Source organism: Streptomyces justiciae, from assembly GCF_015163075.1.
In the GTDB taxonomy this organism is placed as follows: Bacteria; Actinomycetota; Actinomycetes; order Streptomycetales; family Streptomycetaceae; genus Streptomyces; species Streptomyces justiciae.
On sequence record NZ_JADDXU010000008.1, the window covers coordinates 42,767 to 55,848 of the forward strand.

The following is a 13,082-nucleotide window of genomic DNA, read 5'->3' on the forward strand; positions in this document are numbered from 1 at the left end:
ATTCAATGGCCCGATGGCCCAGACACGCGAACGGACCCCGAGTCATCACCACACCGCCCCCGAACTGCTCGGTCACGGCCTCCGGTTGAGCCCCTGGGACCCGGACTCCGACGCCGATGCCGCGACCTGGCTGCGGGCCCGCGCCGACCCCGAGTTCCTGCGCTGGAACACCCCGCTGGTGCCGGTCACCGACCTCGACGGCGCCCGCGCCTCCCTGCGGGCGGTGGCGGAGCGCGTGGCGGACGGCGAGAGCGCGTCCTTCCGCGTCGCGGACGCGGCGAGCGGTACGACACTGGGGCACATCGGCGTCAACGCGATCGACCCCGTCATGAGCGTCGCCCGCGTCGGCTACTGGGTGCTGCCCGAGGCCCGCGGCCACCGCGTCGCCGCCCGCGCCCTCTGTCTCACCTCCCGCTGGGCCTTCACCGACCTCGGCCTGCACCGCCTCGAACTGGGCCACGCCCTCGGCCACGAGGCGTCCTGCCGGGTCGCCGAACGATCCGGGTTCTCCTACGAGGGAACCCTGCGAGGCGCGATGTTCGAATCGGGCACGCTGGACGCCTTCCGCGACGTACACCTACACGCCCGCCTGACGACGGACCCGGAACCGGGCGAGGCCGCCACGACCCCGGACCCGGAACCGGGCGAGGCCGCCACGACCCCGGACCCGGGACCGGGCGAGGCCGCCATGACCCCGGACCCGGAACCGGGCGAGGCCGCCACGACCCCGGACCGGCGATGACTCGGCGCCCGGGTATGGCCCTGCACCTGGCCACGATGCCGCACCTGGTCACGACCGCGCGCCTGGCCATGACCCTGCGCCCGGTCCTGACCCAGCACTCCGCCACGATGCCGCACCTGGTCACGACCGCGCGCCTGGCCATGACCCTGCGCCCGGCCCCGACCCAGCACTCCGCCACGATGCCGCACCTGGTCACGACCGCGCGCCTGGCCATGACCCAGCGCCCGGCCCCGACCCAGCACTCCGCCACGACCCCGCACCCGGTCACGACCGCGCGCCTGGCCATGACCCAGCGCCCGGCCCCGACCCAGCACTCCGCCACGACCCCGCACCCGGTCACGACCGCGCGCCTGACCATGACCCAGCGCCCGGCCCCGACCCAGCACTCCGCCACGACCCCGCACCCGGTCACGACCCCGCGCCCGGCCCCGGCCCAGCGCCCGGCCCCGGCCCAGCGCCCGGCCCCGACCCAGCACTCCGCCACGACCCCGCACCCGGTCACGACCCCGCACCCGGTCACGACCCAGCGCCCGGCCATGACCCCGCACCCGGCCCCTCATCCGGCCCCGGCCGCCCCGCATCCGACGGAGGGCAGATGACCTGGTATCTCACCGAGGATCTCGACGGCTTCCTCGGCCGTGCCGGAAGGTTTTTGCGGTCCCGGCCGGTGTTGCACACGGTCCAGTTGACCGTGACCGAGCGGCTGCGGGCGTACGGGAGCGCGGCGTACGGGGACGAGGCGCCGGTGTTCGGTGTGCTGGAGCGGGGCGGTGCCGTGCGGGCGGCCTGGTTCCGCACCCCGCCGCACTGGCTGACCCTCACTCCGCTCGCGGCCGAAGACGCCGCCGCCCTTGCCGTGCACCTCGCCGACCTCGGGCATCCGCTCCCCGGTGTCTCCGCCGACCGCGGTACCGCCGTCGCCTTCGCCGAGGCCTGGCGGCGGTGCACCGGCGCCGAGGTCACCCTCTGGCAGCACCAACGCCTCTACCGGCTGGGCGAGTTGACGGCGCCCGACCCGATGCCGCCGGGCCGGTCCCGGGTCGCGGGCAAGGCGGACCGGGAACTGCTGGTGCGCTGGTTCCGCGGCTTTCTCGACGACGTCGGCAAGACCGGCGCCGGCGACCCCGAGGCCTGGGCCGACGCCCGCGTCGAACACGGCGGGGCCCTGCTCTGGGAGAACCCGGACGGCGTCCCCGTCTCCCTGGCCGCGGCGCACCCGAGGGTCGCCGGACAGGTCCGGGTCGGCCCCGTCTACACGCCGCCGGAGCTGCGCGGACACGGCTACGCGGCGGCCGCCACCGTCGCCGTCAGCCGGGCCGCCCGGGAGGCCGGCGCCGAGGAGGTGCTGCTGTTCGCGGACCTGGCCAACCCGACGAGCAACGGCGTCTACCAGCGGGTCGGCTACCGCGGGGTGGCCGACTTCGCCGTCTACGACTTCACCGGCCCGCAGCCGCCGCCTCAGGGCCAGAGCAGCTCCCGCGCCCAGCCGTCCCCGGTACGGCGGTAGAGCAGCCGTACGTGCTGCCGCCGGGCGTCCCCCTGGAAGAACTCCACCTCCTCGGGGACGAGCCGGTACAGCGTCCACGAGGCGACCGGCGCGTCCGGCTCCCGCTGCGCCCGCTCCCAGGCCGCCGCCGAGGCCCGCGCCAACTCCTCGACCGAGCCCAGCACTTCGCTCTGCCGGCCGGTCAGCGCGGCGGCGAGCGCGCCGGTCGACCGGGCGTGCAGGTCGGCCTGTCCCTCCGCGGAGGGCGCGGCGGTCACCGGCCCGCGCACCCGCACCTGCCGGCCGAGCACCGGCCAGTAGAAACCGAGGGCGGCGTACGGCCGTGCCGCGAGGTGTCCGCCCTTGCGGCTGTGGGAGTGGCTCGCGAAGGCCCAGCCGTCCGCGTCGGCGCCGTGCAGCATCACGGTCCGTACGTCGGGCCGGCCCTCCGCGTCCGACGTCGCGAGGGACATGGTGTGCGGCTCGGTCTGCCTGGCCGCGACCGCCTCGGCGAACCAGGTGGTGAACAGGGCCAGCGGTGCCTCGGGCGCGGTCGCCGGGTCGAAGGACCGCAGGTCGGTGACGGAGTCGTCCCACACCCGCAGCGACCTCAGCAGCTCGTGAAGATCGGTTCCCATGGGGTGATTGTCGCGCGCGGGTCGGCCCGGAACGCCGGACGTGGCAGTCTCCTGTGGAACTCCTGGGACTCCAGGAGCGTTCGACGGCTCAAGTCACGGGGAGGGCAGGGGGCATGGTGAAACGCTGGGCGGGTGCCGCGACGGCGGCCGTCGTGCTGCTCGCGGGCGGGCTCACCGCCTGCACCGTCGTCACCGACGACGAGCCCGGCAAGCCGTTCATCACCGCGCCGGACGTGTTCTATCTGCGCCCCCAGGGCGACAAGGCGGGCCCTCACGACAAGATGCCGTACTCCCTGGTCGCCGAGGACACTGGAGGGCCGGGCACGCGCACGCTCACCGCGGATGTGCCCAAGGGCGCCGAGGACACCGTGATGATCCGCAAGTACGGCGGCTGCACCGGAAGTTCGGCCCATGTCACCTGCGAGGTCGACGCCGACTACAGCAACTGGGCCGACGCGCCGCGCGCCAAGGTGGTCGCCGCCGAGGGGGCGAAGATCGGGGACTCGGCCGTCGTGACGTACACGTACACGACGAAGAGCGGGAAGAAGCTCACGGCGCGGACCCGGTTCGTCGTCGGCGAGCCCGTCGTCGAGGCGGTGGTGCCGGAGTCGGTGCGGGGGGTGAGCCCCGGCTCCCACCTGACGGAACCTGTCGTCGTCCGCAACACGGGCGAGGTCCCGGCCCGCGGCCTGGGCCTGGAACTGGGCGTCGACGGCTCGGAGTTCGACGAGCGGTACGCCAACTGCCGCTACCCGGAGCCGCAGAAGGGACACCTCGCCGTCTGCAAGTTCCCGGACCTGACCCTCGACCCCGGCGAGACCGTCACCCTCCGCCCCGCCCTGCGCATCCGTACACCGCAGGACCAGATGTACACCTCCTACGGCCGGGACGTCTGGGCCCTGGACATGGGCCCGGGGCATTACGCGACGGTCCACGAGGGCGGCGACCACGGCGACGGCCCGACACTGGAACCCGAGCCGGTGGGCAAGGACGCGGCGAAAGGCCCCTTCGTGGCGGGCGGCGGTTCCACGACCGTAGTCCTCGACACCTACGCCGACTACGAGGTCTCCGCCGTGGAACTCAAGGGCGCCCCCGGCGACAAGAAGACCTTCGAGATCAAGGTCCGCAACAACGGCCCCGCCGACGTCGGCTCCCCGGTCGAGCTCGTCTTCGAGCCCCCGCTCGGCACGACGATGGTCGAGCAGCCCATGACGGAGTACGACGACGGCGTCTACGAGCCCTACTGCGAGAGCAACGGCTACACCTACACCTGCGACGTGGGAGACGTGAAACCGGACGACACCCGCACCTTCGAGTTCACAGCCCTCCTCGGCGACCCCGGCGAGGGCACCCTGAGCCTCGTGAACAAGAAGCCCTCCAGCCCGTGGGACACCGGCCGCCGGGACCCCGATCCGGCCAATGACAGCGCCACCATCACCGTTCTGCCGGACGGCAGTTAGGCCGCAGGGCGCTTCGGGCACCACGTGGGAATGACGCAACGGGCCGATGACCCTGTGACGCTCCAACGCACGGCCGCCGCCCAGGCGCGGCTGTGGGAGTACTACCTCCACGAGGACACCATGATCATGCAGCGCGGCAACCTCTTCCTCGTGGCCCAGTCGCTCCAACTCGTGGCCTTCACGGCGATCCTGTCCGCCGGCCGCGCCTCCGGAGCCCCGCCCACCGGCAGCGCCCTCCTCACCGCCCGCGTGATCGGGTCGTTCGGTGTGGCGCTGGCCGCCATCTGGTTCTACGTGGGCCACCGCCAGATCCGCTACACCGGCAACCTGCGAAGACGCCTGGCCGACCGGGTCCCGGACTACGCCGAGACCCAGGCAGCCGTGCGCCTGCGCGGCCCGCGGGCGGCGCTGTTCATCGCCTACGGGATTCCCTTACTGGCGGGCGTGCTGTGGTCCCTGCTCCTGATCGTGAGCTGACCCCGGCCGCCCTCACCCCCGCCCCAGCACCACCGTCCCCGACGAGCAGAACCAGCCCCCGGTGCCGGAGGCCACCGCCAGTTCCGGGACCGTTCCGTTCGGGCGGTGGACCTGGTGGTCGCCTGCTTCGCCCCGTAGTTGTCGTACCGCCTCCACCAGGAGGAACAGGCCTCGCATGCCGGGGTGTTGGGCGGAGAGGCCGCCGCCGTCCGTGTTGACCGGGAGTTCGCGGGACTGGATGTACGCCCCGCCCTCGCCCTTCTTGCAGAAGCCGAGGTCCTCCAAGGTCACCAAGGTCATGTAGGTGAAGGCGTCGTAGATTTCCGCCAGTTCGATGTCGGTCGGGCTCACCCCCGCCCGTTCGAAGGCCAGGCGGCCGCTCACCGCCGCCGGGGAGACCGTGAAGTCCGGCCACTCGGACATCGTGGCGTGGGAGACGTGCTCGCCGGTGCCGAGGACCCAGACGGGGGCGGCGCGGCTGTCCTGGACGTACTCCTCCGCCGCCAGCAGGACCGCCGCCCCGCCGTCGGAGCGGATGCAGCAGTGCAGCTTGGTGAAGGGGTCCGCGATCATCGGGGCGGACAGGACGTCGTCCACCGTGATCGGGGTGCGGTACATCGCCTCCGGGTTGCGGGCCGCGTTCTCCCGCGCCTGCACCGCCACCTCCGCCAACTGCTCCAGCGTCGTGCCGTGTTCGAGCATGTGGCGGCGGGCCGCCATCGCGTACTTGGCGATCAGCGTGTGGCCGTAGGGGACCTCGAACTGGAGCGGGCCCCGGGCGCCGTACGAGAGGTTCCCGGTGCGGCGGCCCGCCTTGATGTCCGCCCGCGCCGTCGAGCCGTACACCAGCAGGACGGCGTTGGCATGCCCCGCCGCTATCGCGTCCGCCGCGTGCGCCGCCATGACCTCCCACGTCGAGCCGCCGACCGACGTGGAGTCGACCCAGGTGGGGCGCAGCCCCAGGTACTCGGCCACCTCCACCGGCGCCAGCACCCCCGTGCCCGCCGACGCGAACCCGTCCACCACGGACCGGTCGAGGCCCGAATCCGCGAGCGCGCGCCGCGCCGCCTGGGCGTGCAGCGTGTACGGCGTCACGCCGTCCACCCGGCCGCAGTCGGCGAGGGCGACACCGACCACGGCGACCTTCCGGGCGCCGGCCCGCATGAATGAGGCAGCCATGAATGACCTCTCCCTCGCTCTGTGCTTATCGACCCGCCACTCCTAATATGACGGACCGTCAGATCCGGAGGGAAGGGGTCGCCATGGACGCCGGCTTCACCGCCGAGCAGGACGAGATCCGTCGCACCCTGCGCGAACTGCTCCACAAGAGGTGCGGTCCGGAGGAGCTGCGGGCCGCCGTCGACACCCCCGCCGGCCACGACCCGGCCCTGTGGACCGCCCTGGCCGAACAACTCGGCCTGCCCGGACTGGCCCTTCCCGAGGTGTACGGCGGCATCGGCTGCTCCGCCACCGACCTCGCCCTCGCGGCGGAGGAGACAGGGCGGGTCCTGGCGCCCTCCCCGCTGCTCGCCACCGCCGTCCTCGTCGCCCCGCTGGTCCTGGCCCTCGGCACCGACGCCCAGCGCGCCGACCTGCTGCCCCGGATCGCGTCCGGCGCCCTCACCGCCGCCCTCGCGGCCCCCGCCGCGGGCCTCGCCCTCACCGGCGACAACCGCGGGGACTGGGCGGGAGGCGGCCGCGCCGGGGGTGTGCAGGCGCGGCGGACGGGGACGGGATGGACGCTGTACGGGGAGGTCGGGCCGGTGCCGGACGGGCACAGCGCGCGGCTCCTGCTGGTCGCCGCGCACACCGGCGGCTTCGCCCGCTCCCGGACGCTTCTCTTCCTGGTCGCTGGGGACGCCGACGGAGTCGTCCGCACCCGGCACACCGCTCTCGACGCGACCCGCCCGCTGGGGCACCTCCAACTACGGGATGTCGAGGCCGAGTTGCTGGGCGCCGACGAGGGCACCGACGTACCGGCCGCCCTCGCCCGCACCGGCGACGGCGCCGCCGCCGTCCTCGCCTGCGAGGCGGTCGGGGCCGCCGACCGGGTGCTGGAGCGGACCGTCGAGTACGTGAAGCAGCGCGAGCAGTTCGGACGGGCGATCGGGTCCTTCCAGGCGGTCAAGCACCGGCTGGCCGACGTGTACGTCCAGGTGCAGGCGGCGAGGTCGGCCGCGTACTACGCGGCCTGGGCGACCGCACAGGAATCAGGAGGTGCGGCGCGCAGCGCCTCGCTGGAAGGGCGGTGGCGGGAGACGGGCGGGCGCGTCGGCGGGCTCGCCCTCGCGCAGGGCCTGGAGGCGCTCAGAAGCTCCGCCGGTGAGGCGATCCAGCTGCACGGCGGCATCGGGTTCACCTGGGAGCACGACGTCCAGCTGTACTTCAAGCGGGCCGCCGGCGACGAGCTGCTGTTCGGGCCGGTCCACCGGCTGCGGGCGCACGCGGCGGACGCGGCGTCCCTGTTCACGGCGACGGAGGTGCCGGTGTGATCGGCGAGAAGACGGTGCAGCGCATTTCGTCCACGCGGGGCTTCGCCAAGGTCGCCCCGCACGTCATCCCCGCCCTCGACCGGGCCGTGCACCGGCTGACACGGGGGAAGGTCATCCTCAGCGCCCAGATGCTGCCGGGCGTCATCCTCACCTCGACGGGCGCCCGCAGTGGTCAGGCCCGCCGCTCACCGCTCGCCTGCATGCCGGAGGCGGACGGCACCTGGATCCTCATCGGCTCCAACTTCGGCCGCCCCGGCCACCCCGCCTGGACCGCCAACCTCCTCGCCCACCCCGACGCGGAGATCAGCTGGAAGGGCACCGACATCGCCGTCACCGCCCATCTCCTGACGGGGGAGGAGCGGGCGGCCGTGTGGAAGCGGCTGCTGGTCTTCTGGCCGCCGTACGCGACGTACCAGGCGCGGGTGGAGCGGGAGATCCGGGTGTTCAGGATCGAGCGGCGGTAGTCACAGGGTGTGCTGCGCCAGCAGGAGCGCGCCGATGCCCAGCATCGCCGCCCCGGAGGTGCGGGTGACCGCGCGGGCGGCCCGGGGGCGGGCGGTCAGCAGGGTGCGGGCCGTGGTGCCGACCGCGAGGTAGACGGCGGCGCAGCACACCATGTGCAGGACACCGAGCACGGCCGTCTGCACGGCCACCGGCGGATGGCTGCCCCGCGTCACCAGGAACTGGGGGAGCACCGAGAGGTAGAGCAGCAGGCCCTTGGGGTTGAGGCCGCTGATCGCCGCCCCGCGCAGGAACAGGGCACCGCCCTCGTCGCCGCCCGCCTCCGGGGCCGCCGGGCGGCGCAGCACGCCCCAGCCCAGCCACACCAGGTAGGCGGCGCCCGCCACCGTCAGGGCGGTCAGCAGCCCGGGCGAGCTCGCGACCAGCACCGCGAGCCCGGCGACCGCCAGCGCGGTGTGCAGCGCGTACCCGGCCACCAGCCCCGCCACCGCCCGGCCCACCGACCGCCCCCGCACGCCGGCCGCGATGACGTACGCCCAGTCGGCGCCCGGCACGCACACCAGCAGGAGGTCGAGGGCGATGAAGGAAAACAGCAGTCCGGTGTCCATGAGGGGGACATTAGGCGTGAATGGCCCGAAAGTGTTGCCGAAGTTTGCCCATGATCGCGGGGTCTGAGCAAATATCTTCTTCATGGACGACGTGGACCGGAAGATTCTTGCCGAGCTCCAGCAGGACGGGCGGCTGACCGTGACCGAGCTGGCCGCGCGGGTGCGCCTGAGCGTCTCGCCCTGCCATCGGCGGCTGCGCGAGCTGGAGCGGTCGGGGGCGATCAGCGGCTACCGGGCCGTGGTGGACCCGGGGGCCGTGGGGCTGACCTTCGAGGCGCTGGTCTTCGTGTCGATGCGGCAGGAGGACCGGGACACCGTCGCCGAGTTCGAGAAGGCGCTCGCCGGGATTCCCCATGTGATCGACGCCCAGCGGCTGTTCGGGGAGCCCGACTATCTGCTGCGGGTGGCCACCGCCGACCTCGCCGCCTTCCAGCGGCTCTACGACGAACGGCTGGCGGCCCTGCCGGGTGTGCAGCGGCTGACCTCGACGCTGGTGATGAAGCACGTCGTACGGGACCGGCCGCTGCCCGCATAGCGAGGCAGGCGGTGGTCCGTCCGGGACGTGCCGGACGAACCACCGCCTGTCGGACAGGACTTGGGGCCTGATAAAGGAACGGCGCTGCTACTTCGTGGGCTTCTTGCCGGTCACGCCCAGGTGCACCAACAGCGCCAGGTTCGGCTTCAGTTCGGCCTGCTTGACGCCCCAGCTCTGGAAGCCCTTCTGGTGCGAGGCGACCGCCGCGAGCATCGCGACCAGTGAACCGGCGACCGCCGCCGGGTTCACGTCCTTGTCGACCTTGCCCTTGGACTGCAACTCGGCCACCGAATCGGCCAGCGAGTTGTTCACCGAGTTCAGGATCTTCATGCGGAGCTTGTAGAACCGCTTGTCGCCCTCGGCGGCACCGAGATCGACGACCCTGAGGATCGCGTCGTTCTTGCGCCAGAACTCCAGGAACCCGTCGACGAGTTCCTGCGCGGTCGTCCAGCCGGCCTTGCCGACCCACGACCGGCCCTCCAGCAGAGCGGTCAACTGCCCGCCCTCGGTGGCCATTTGCTCGGCGATCTCCAGGACGGCACCTTCGACGTCCGGGAAGTACTGGTAGAAGGTGGCGGGCGAAGTCCCCGCCTTCCGGGCGACATCGATGACTTTGACGTCCCGGTAAGGGGAGGAACTGAGCATCTCGCTGAGGCAGTCGAGCAGCTTCTGCCGGGTCGCCTGCCCACGCCGGCCGGCCACGCGGCCGTCGACGGTACGCACTTGTCCTGTCATGCCGTCAGCTTACCGAGGGGTGATCGGAGCGCGATTCGGCCGACTGCAAATGGGGTGCACGGGCTTCGCGAGACGGGTGTGCCTGGTCCTGCGGGGTGCGTGAGTCGCCGTTAGTTTGGCGGTATGGCCGAAAACAGGGCATACGGCGAGGGCGTCCCCTGCTGGGTGGACGCGCAGCTTCCCGACGTCGAGGCGGGCAGGCGGTTCTACGGTGAGCTCTTCGGGTGGAGCTTCGAGGAGCAGCGGTACGGCGGGGCCGTATGGGCCCTGCACGACGGCGAGCCGGTCGCCGCGCTCACCCGCAAGACGGACGGGCGGATGCCCACCGTGTGGACGGTCTACTTCGCCACCCCCGACATCGAGGGCCTGGCCGACCGGATCTGGGCGGCCGGCGGACAGGTCGTCACCGCCCCCATGCCGGTCGGTGACCTCGGCACCAGCGCCCTGGTCACCGACCCGGACGGTGCCGTCTTCGGCCTGTGGGAGCCGGAGAGCCACAGCGGTTTCGGCGTCCGGCACGAGGCCGGCACCTTCGCCTGGGCCGAGCTGTACGCCCGCGACACCGAGGCCGCCAACACCTTCTATGGCGGGCTCTTCCACGACGCCCTGTTCGGGCCCGACGCCGCCCCCGACTTCGGCCGCGCCCCCGTCTCCGACGTCTTCCCGGCCGAGATGCCGCCGCACTTCCTCGTCCACTTCGGGGTCGAGGACTGCGAGGCCGCGCTCGGGGCGGTGCAGCGGCTCGGGGGGCGGGTGCAGGCGCCACCCTTCGAGACGTCCTACGGAAAGGTCGCCGTCGTCACCGACAATCAGGGGGCGTCGTTCGCCGTACTGGAGCGGCCACAGCCCTGATTCCGGGTGTTTTGGTGTGAGACATCCCGGTTTGCGGCCGGGTTCGCAACCTGCGCCTCGGCCAGGAAGAATCGGGGTGCGTGCCGCCATGGCGGTGCGGTGGTGAGACGCTGCACGGGGTCGCGTACATAAGGATGTGACGTGGCCCGTACGGGGAGGTGGCAGGCAAGTGGTGGATCAGCTGACGCAGCACGATCCGCGGCGGATCGGGCCGTTCGAGGTGCTGGGACGGCTGGGCGCCGGCGGCATGGGGCTGGTCTATCTCGCGCGCTCGGCGTCCGGCCGGCGCGTGGCGATCAAGACGGTCCGGACGGAGCTCGCCGAGGACCAGCTGTTCCGCGTCCGCTTCACGCGCGAGGTCGAGGCGGCCCGGGCCGTCTCCGGCTTCTACACGGCGGCCGTGGTCGACGCCGACCCGCGCGCCGCCGTGCCGTGGCTGGCCACCGCGTACGTCCCCGCGCCCTCCCTCGAGGAGATAGTGAACGAGTGCGGGCCGATGCCGGCCCAGGCGGTGCGCTGGCTCGCGGCGGGCGTCGCGGAGGCGCTCCAGTCGATCCACGGCGCCGGGCTGGTCCACCGTGACCTCAAGCCCTCCAACGTCCTCGTCGTCGAGGACGGCCCCCGGGTGATCGACTTCGGTATCGCCTCCGGCGTGTCGAACACACGTCTGACGATGACGAACGTCGCCGTCGGCACCCCCGCCTACATGTCGCCCGAGCAGGCCAAGGACTCGCGCTCCGTCACCGGCGCGAGCGACGTCTTCTCGCTCGGCTCCATGCTGGTCTTCGCCGCCACCGGTCACCCGCCCTTCCACGGCGCCAACCCGGTCGAGACGGTCTTCATGCTGCTGCGCGAGGGCCCGGACCTCGAAGGCCTCCCGGACGAGCTGCGCCCGCTCATCGAGTCCTGCATGCAGATGGAGGCCGCGGGCCGCCCCAACCCGGCCGACCTCCAGGCCCAGTTGGCCCCCCATCTCTTCGGCTCCGGCTCCGACGACAGCGGTACGGCGTCGGCCTGGCTGCCCGAGCGGGCGGTCAGCCTGATCGAGGCCCGCCGCAACGGCCGCCCGGCCGTGAAGCCTGGCCAGGGCGGACGCAGCGGCGGCGGCCGGCCGGCCCCCGTGCCCCCGCCGCCCTCGCACGATCCGGTCGTCCCGGCCCGCGTCCCCGTCGGCGCCCCCGACACCGGCCCCGTACGCCTCGCGGGCGCCCCGGTGCCCATCGGCCCCGGCCCGCGCGTCGCCGACGCCCGCGCCGCCGCCGTGAAGGCACCGCCGCCCGAGGCGGGCCTGGTCGCCAGCTGGTCCAAGCCGCGCCCCGGAGTCAACGGCGCCGACCCCGCCGTACCGGCCCCGCCCCCGCTCGCCCCCGAGACGGCCTCCGGCTGGCGCCCCTGGCGTTTCCGTATGTCGAACGACGTGTGGGGCACCCCGTCCGTCGCCGGTGACCTCGTCTACGTCACCTCCTTCGAGGTGCACGCGCTGGACGTGGCGACCGGCCGGCGCAGCTTCAAGACGCGGGACGTCGCCTGGTCGATGGCGGTCGCGGACGGCCGTATCCACGCCTCCGACGGCCCCACCCTGTTCGCCCTGGAGGCCCGCGAGGGCGGCGACCTGTGGCGACTCCAGACGGACGCCTGGGTGTACTCGCTCAAGGCCGACCGGGGCACGGTCGTCACCGGCACCCGCGGCGGCGGCGTGCAGGCCTGGGAGGCCTCCAACGGGCAGAAACTCTGGGAGATCACCGGCGCCCAGACCGACTTCGAGTCCCCCGAGGCGGGCCCTGCCCTCCACGAGGGCACGGTGTACGTCTGGCAGGACGCCCGGCTGCGCGCCCTGGACGCCCGCACCGGCGACGAGCGCTGGTCGTACCCGATCGGCGACGCGGCCTCCTGCGGCGGGGTGCCGGTCCGGGTCACGCAGGCGCCGGACGGCTATGTGTACGTCTCCGCCGGCACCCGCGTGCTCGCGCTGGACGTGGCGAGCGGCCGGGTGAAGTGGCACTTCGAGGCGCCGGCGGTGTTCCTGTGCCCGCCCACCTTCGTGCCGGGCCCCGCGGTCACCGGCGGCGGGGTCTACCTGGCCGACTACCTCGGCACCGTGTACGCCCTCGACGCCGCCGACGGCCGCGACCGCTGGCGCATCGCCACCGAGGCGCGGTCCTCCATCGAGCCGGTGCTGGTGGCCGCGGGCCACGTCCACGTGGGCAGCGGCAAGGGGCTGTACACGCTGGACGCGGTGACCGGCACGCCCAAGTGGCGCTTCCAGGCGGGCGGCGACATCGTGGGCGCCCCCGCGGTCGCCGAGGGCCGTATCCACTTCGGCTCCACCGACCACCTGCTCTACACCCTGAAGGCCGACGACGGCCGGCTGCGCTGGAAGCTGGCGACCGGCGGCGAGATCACCGGCGCCCCGGTGGTCAAGGACGGCGTCGTGTACGCGTGCAGCAAGGACCGCTGTGTGTACGCGCTGGACGCGGAGAAGGGCACGGGAACGGCCAGAACCGCGTAGGTCACCCCGGGACGGCCGTCGCACCGAGCGCTTGGAAGGGGTTCCGGACGGCGGCCGTCGACTCGGCGAGAGCGTGCGGATCATGC

At 73.2% G+C, this 13,082-nt stretch carries 14 protein-coding genes; 10 read left to right on the forward strand and 4 right to left on the reverse strand.

Annotated features, from left to right (window positions below; translation table 11 throughout):
* The first annotated feature begins 13 nt into the window (after positions 1–13).
* Genes IQ210_RS22485 through IQ210_RS22495 form a run of 3 tightly spaced genes read left to right on the forward strand, consistent with a single transcriptional unit; the run spans position 14 to position 2,249 of the window.
* Complete coding sequence (locus IQ210_RS22485) at positions 14–742, forward strand: GNAT family N-acetyltransferase (protein WP_194080881.1); 729 nt, start codon at positions 14–16, stop codon at positions 740–742.
* Positions 739–1,341 (forward strand): hypothetical protein, encoded by a 603-nt coding sequence (locus IQ210_RS22490; RefSeq protein WP_194080882.1) that lies wholly within the window; start codon positions 739–741, stop codon positions 1,339–1,341. Before IQ210_RS22485 ends, IQ210_RS22490 begins: the two co-directional genes overlap by 4 nt.
* A complete protein-coding gene (locus IQ210_RS22495; protein WP_194080883.1) occupies positions 1,338–2,249 on the forward strand; it encodes a GNAT family N-acetyltransferase in 912 nt (303 codons plus the stop codon). Before IQ210_RS22490 ends, IQ210_RS22495 begins: the two co-directional genes overlap by 4 nt.
* On the opposite strand, the gene IQ210_RS22500 is transcribed toward IQ210_RS22495, so the two are convergent.
* Positions 2,201–2,866 (reverse strand): pyridoxine/pyridoxamine 5'-phosphate oxidase, encoded by a 666-nt coding sequence (locus IQ210_RS22500; protein WP_194080884.1) that lies wholly within the window; start codon positions 2,864–2,866, stop codon positions 2,201–2,203. The genes IQ210_RS22495 and IQ210_RS22500 overlap by 49 nt on opposite strands.
* A gap of 113 nt (positions 2,867–2,979) precedes the next feature.
* Between IQ210_RS22500 and IQ210_RS22505 the strand changes: the two genes are divergently transcribed.
* The gene (locus IQ210_RS22505; protein WP_228048205.1) at positions 2,980–4,326 is read left to right on the forward strand and encodes a COG1361 family protein; all 1,347 of its coding nucleotides are present in this window, start codon (positions 2,980–2,982) and stop codon (positions 4,324–4,326) included.
* Positions 4,327–4,380: 54 nt separating this feature from the next.
* The gene (locus tag IQ210_RS22510; protein ID WP_194080885.1) at positions 4,381–4,803 is read left to right on the forward strand and encodes a hypothetical protein; all 423 of its coding nucleotides are present in this window, start codon (positions 4,381–4,383) and stop codon (positions 4,801–4,803) included.
* Positions 4,804–4,815: 12 nt separating this feature from the next.
* On the opposite strand, the gene IQ210_RS22515 is transcribed toward IQ210_RS22510, so the two are convergent.
* Positions 4,816–5,967, reverse strand: coding sequence for a thiolase C-terminal domain-containing protein (locus tag IQ210_RS22515; RefSeq protein WP_194081210.1), 1,152 nt, complete (start codon positions 5,965–5,967; stop codon positions 4,816–4,818).
* A gap of 98 nt (positions 5,968–6,065) precedes the next feature.
* On the opposite strand from IQ210_RS22515, the gene IQ210_RS22520 reads away from it, so the two are divergent.
* On the forward strand, positions 6,066–7,295 hold the full coding sequence (locus IQ210_RS22520; RefSeq protein ID WP_194080886.1) for an acyl-CoA dehydrogenase family protein: 1,230 nt from the start codon (positions 6,066–6,068) through the stop codon (positions 7,293–7,295).
* A complete protein-coding gene (locus IQ210_RS22525) occupies positions 7,292–7,759 on the forward strand; it encodes a nitroreductase/quinone reductase family protein (RefSeq protein WP_194080887.1) in 468 nt (155 codons plus the stop codon). Before IQ210_RS22520 ends, IQ210_RS22525 begins: the two co-directional genes overlap by 4 nt.
* On the opposite strand, the gene IQ210_RS22530 is transcribed toward IQ210_RS22525, so the two are convergent.
* A complete protein-coding gene (locus IQ210_RS22530) occupies positions 7,760–8,365 on the reverse strand; it encodes a LysE family translocator (RefSeq protein WP_194080888.1) in 606 nt (201 codons plus the stop codon). It abuts the gene before it with no gap.
* Positions 8,366–8,447: 82 nt separating this feature from the next.
* Here IQ210_RS22530 and IQ210_RS22535 point away from each other — a divergent pair, with 82 nt between their 5' ends.
* On the forward strand, positions 8,448–8,900 hold the full coding sequence (locus IQ210_RS22535) for an Lrp/AsnC family transcriptional regulator (RefSeq protein ID WP_194080889.1): 453 nt from the start codon (positions 8,448–8,450) through the stop codon (positions 8,898–8,900).
* Positions 8,901–8,987: 87 nt separating this feature from the next.
* Here IQ210_RS22535 and IQ210_RS22540 read toward each other — a convergent pair whose 3' ends face one another.
* Complete coding sequence (locus IQ210_RS22540) at positions 8,988–9,635, reverse strand: TetR family transcriptional regulator (protein WP_228048206.1); 648 nt, start codon at positions 9,633–9,635, stop codon at positions 8,988–8,990.
* A gap of 123 nt (positions 9,636–9,758) precedes the next feature.
* Between IQ210_RS22540 and IQ210_RS22545 the strand changes: the two genes are divergently transcribed.
* Positions 9,759–10,487 carry a VOC family protein gene (locus IQ210_RS22545; protein WP_194080890.1) on the forward strand — a complete coding sequence of 243 codons (729 nt, stop codon included), beginning with the start codon at positions 9,759–9,761 and terminating at the stop codon, positions 10,485–10,487.
* 169 nt (positions 10,488–10,656) lie between these two features.
* Positions 10,657–12,996: an outer membrane protein assembly factor BamB family protein gene (locus IQ210_RS22550; protein WP_194080891.1), complete on the forward strand. Its 2,340-nt coding sequence runs from the start codon at positions 10,657–10,659 to the stop codon at positions 12,994–12,996.
* The last annotated feature ends 86 nt before the right edge of the window (positions 12,997–13,082 follow it).

What these genes read in the sequence shown, in the direction of transcription:
- IQ210_RS22515 (WP_194081210.1), bottom strand. Translation starts at nt 5,967, where the DNA reads ATGCGGGCCGGCGCCCGGAAGGTCGCCGTGGTCGGTGTCGCCCTCGCC.
- IQ210_RS22545 (WP_194080890.1), top strand. Translation starts at nt 9,759, where the DNA reads ATGGCCGAAAACAGGGCATACGGCGAGGGCGTCCCCTGCTGGGTGGAC.
- IQ210_RS22505 (WP_228048205.1), top strand. Translation starts at nt 2,980, where the DNA reads ATGGTGAAACGCTGGGCGGGTGCCGCGACGGCGGCCGTCGTGCTGCTC.
- IQ210_RS22500 (WP_194080884.1), bottom strand. Translation starts at nt 2,866, where the DNA reads ATGGGAACCGATCTTCACGAGCTGCTGAGGTCGCTGCGGGTGTGGGAC.
- IQ210_RS22520 (WP_194080886.1), top strand. Translation starts at nt 6,066, where the DNA reads ATGGACGCCGGCTTCACCGCCGAGCAGGACGAGATCCGTCGCACCCTG.
- IQ210_RS22490 (WP_194080882.1), top strand. Translation starts at nt 739, where the DNA reads ATGACTCGGCGCCCGGGTATGGCCCTGCACCTGGCCACGATGCCGCAC.
- IQ210_RS22530 (WP_194080888.1), bottom strand. Translation starts at nt 8,365, where the DNA reads ATGGACACCGGACTGCTGTTTTCCTTCATCGCCCTCGACCTCCTGCTG.
- IQ210_RS22540 (WP_228048206.1), bottom strand. Translation starts at nt 9,635, where the DNA reads ATGACAGGACAAGTGCGTACCGTCGACGGCCGCGTGGCCGGCCGGCGT.
- IQ210_RS22535 (WP_194080889.1), top strand. Translation starts at nt 8,448, where the DNA reads ATGGACGACGTGGACCGGAAGATTCTTGCCGAGCTCCAGCAGGACGGG.
- IQ210_RS22495 (WP_194080883.1), top strand. Translation starts at nt 1,338, where the DNA reads ATGACCTGGTATCTCACCGAGGATCTCGACGGCTTCCTCGGCCGTGCC.
- IQ210_RS22485 (WP_194080881.1), top strand. Translation starts at nt 14, where the DNA reads ATGGCCCAGACACGCGAACGGACCCCGAGTCATCACCACACCGCCCCC.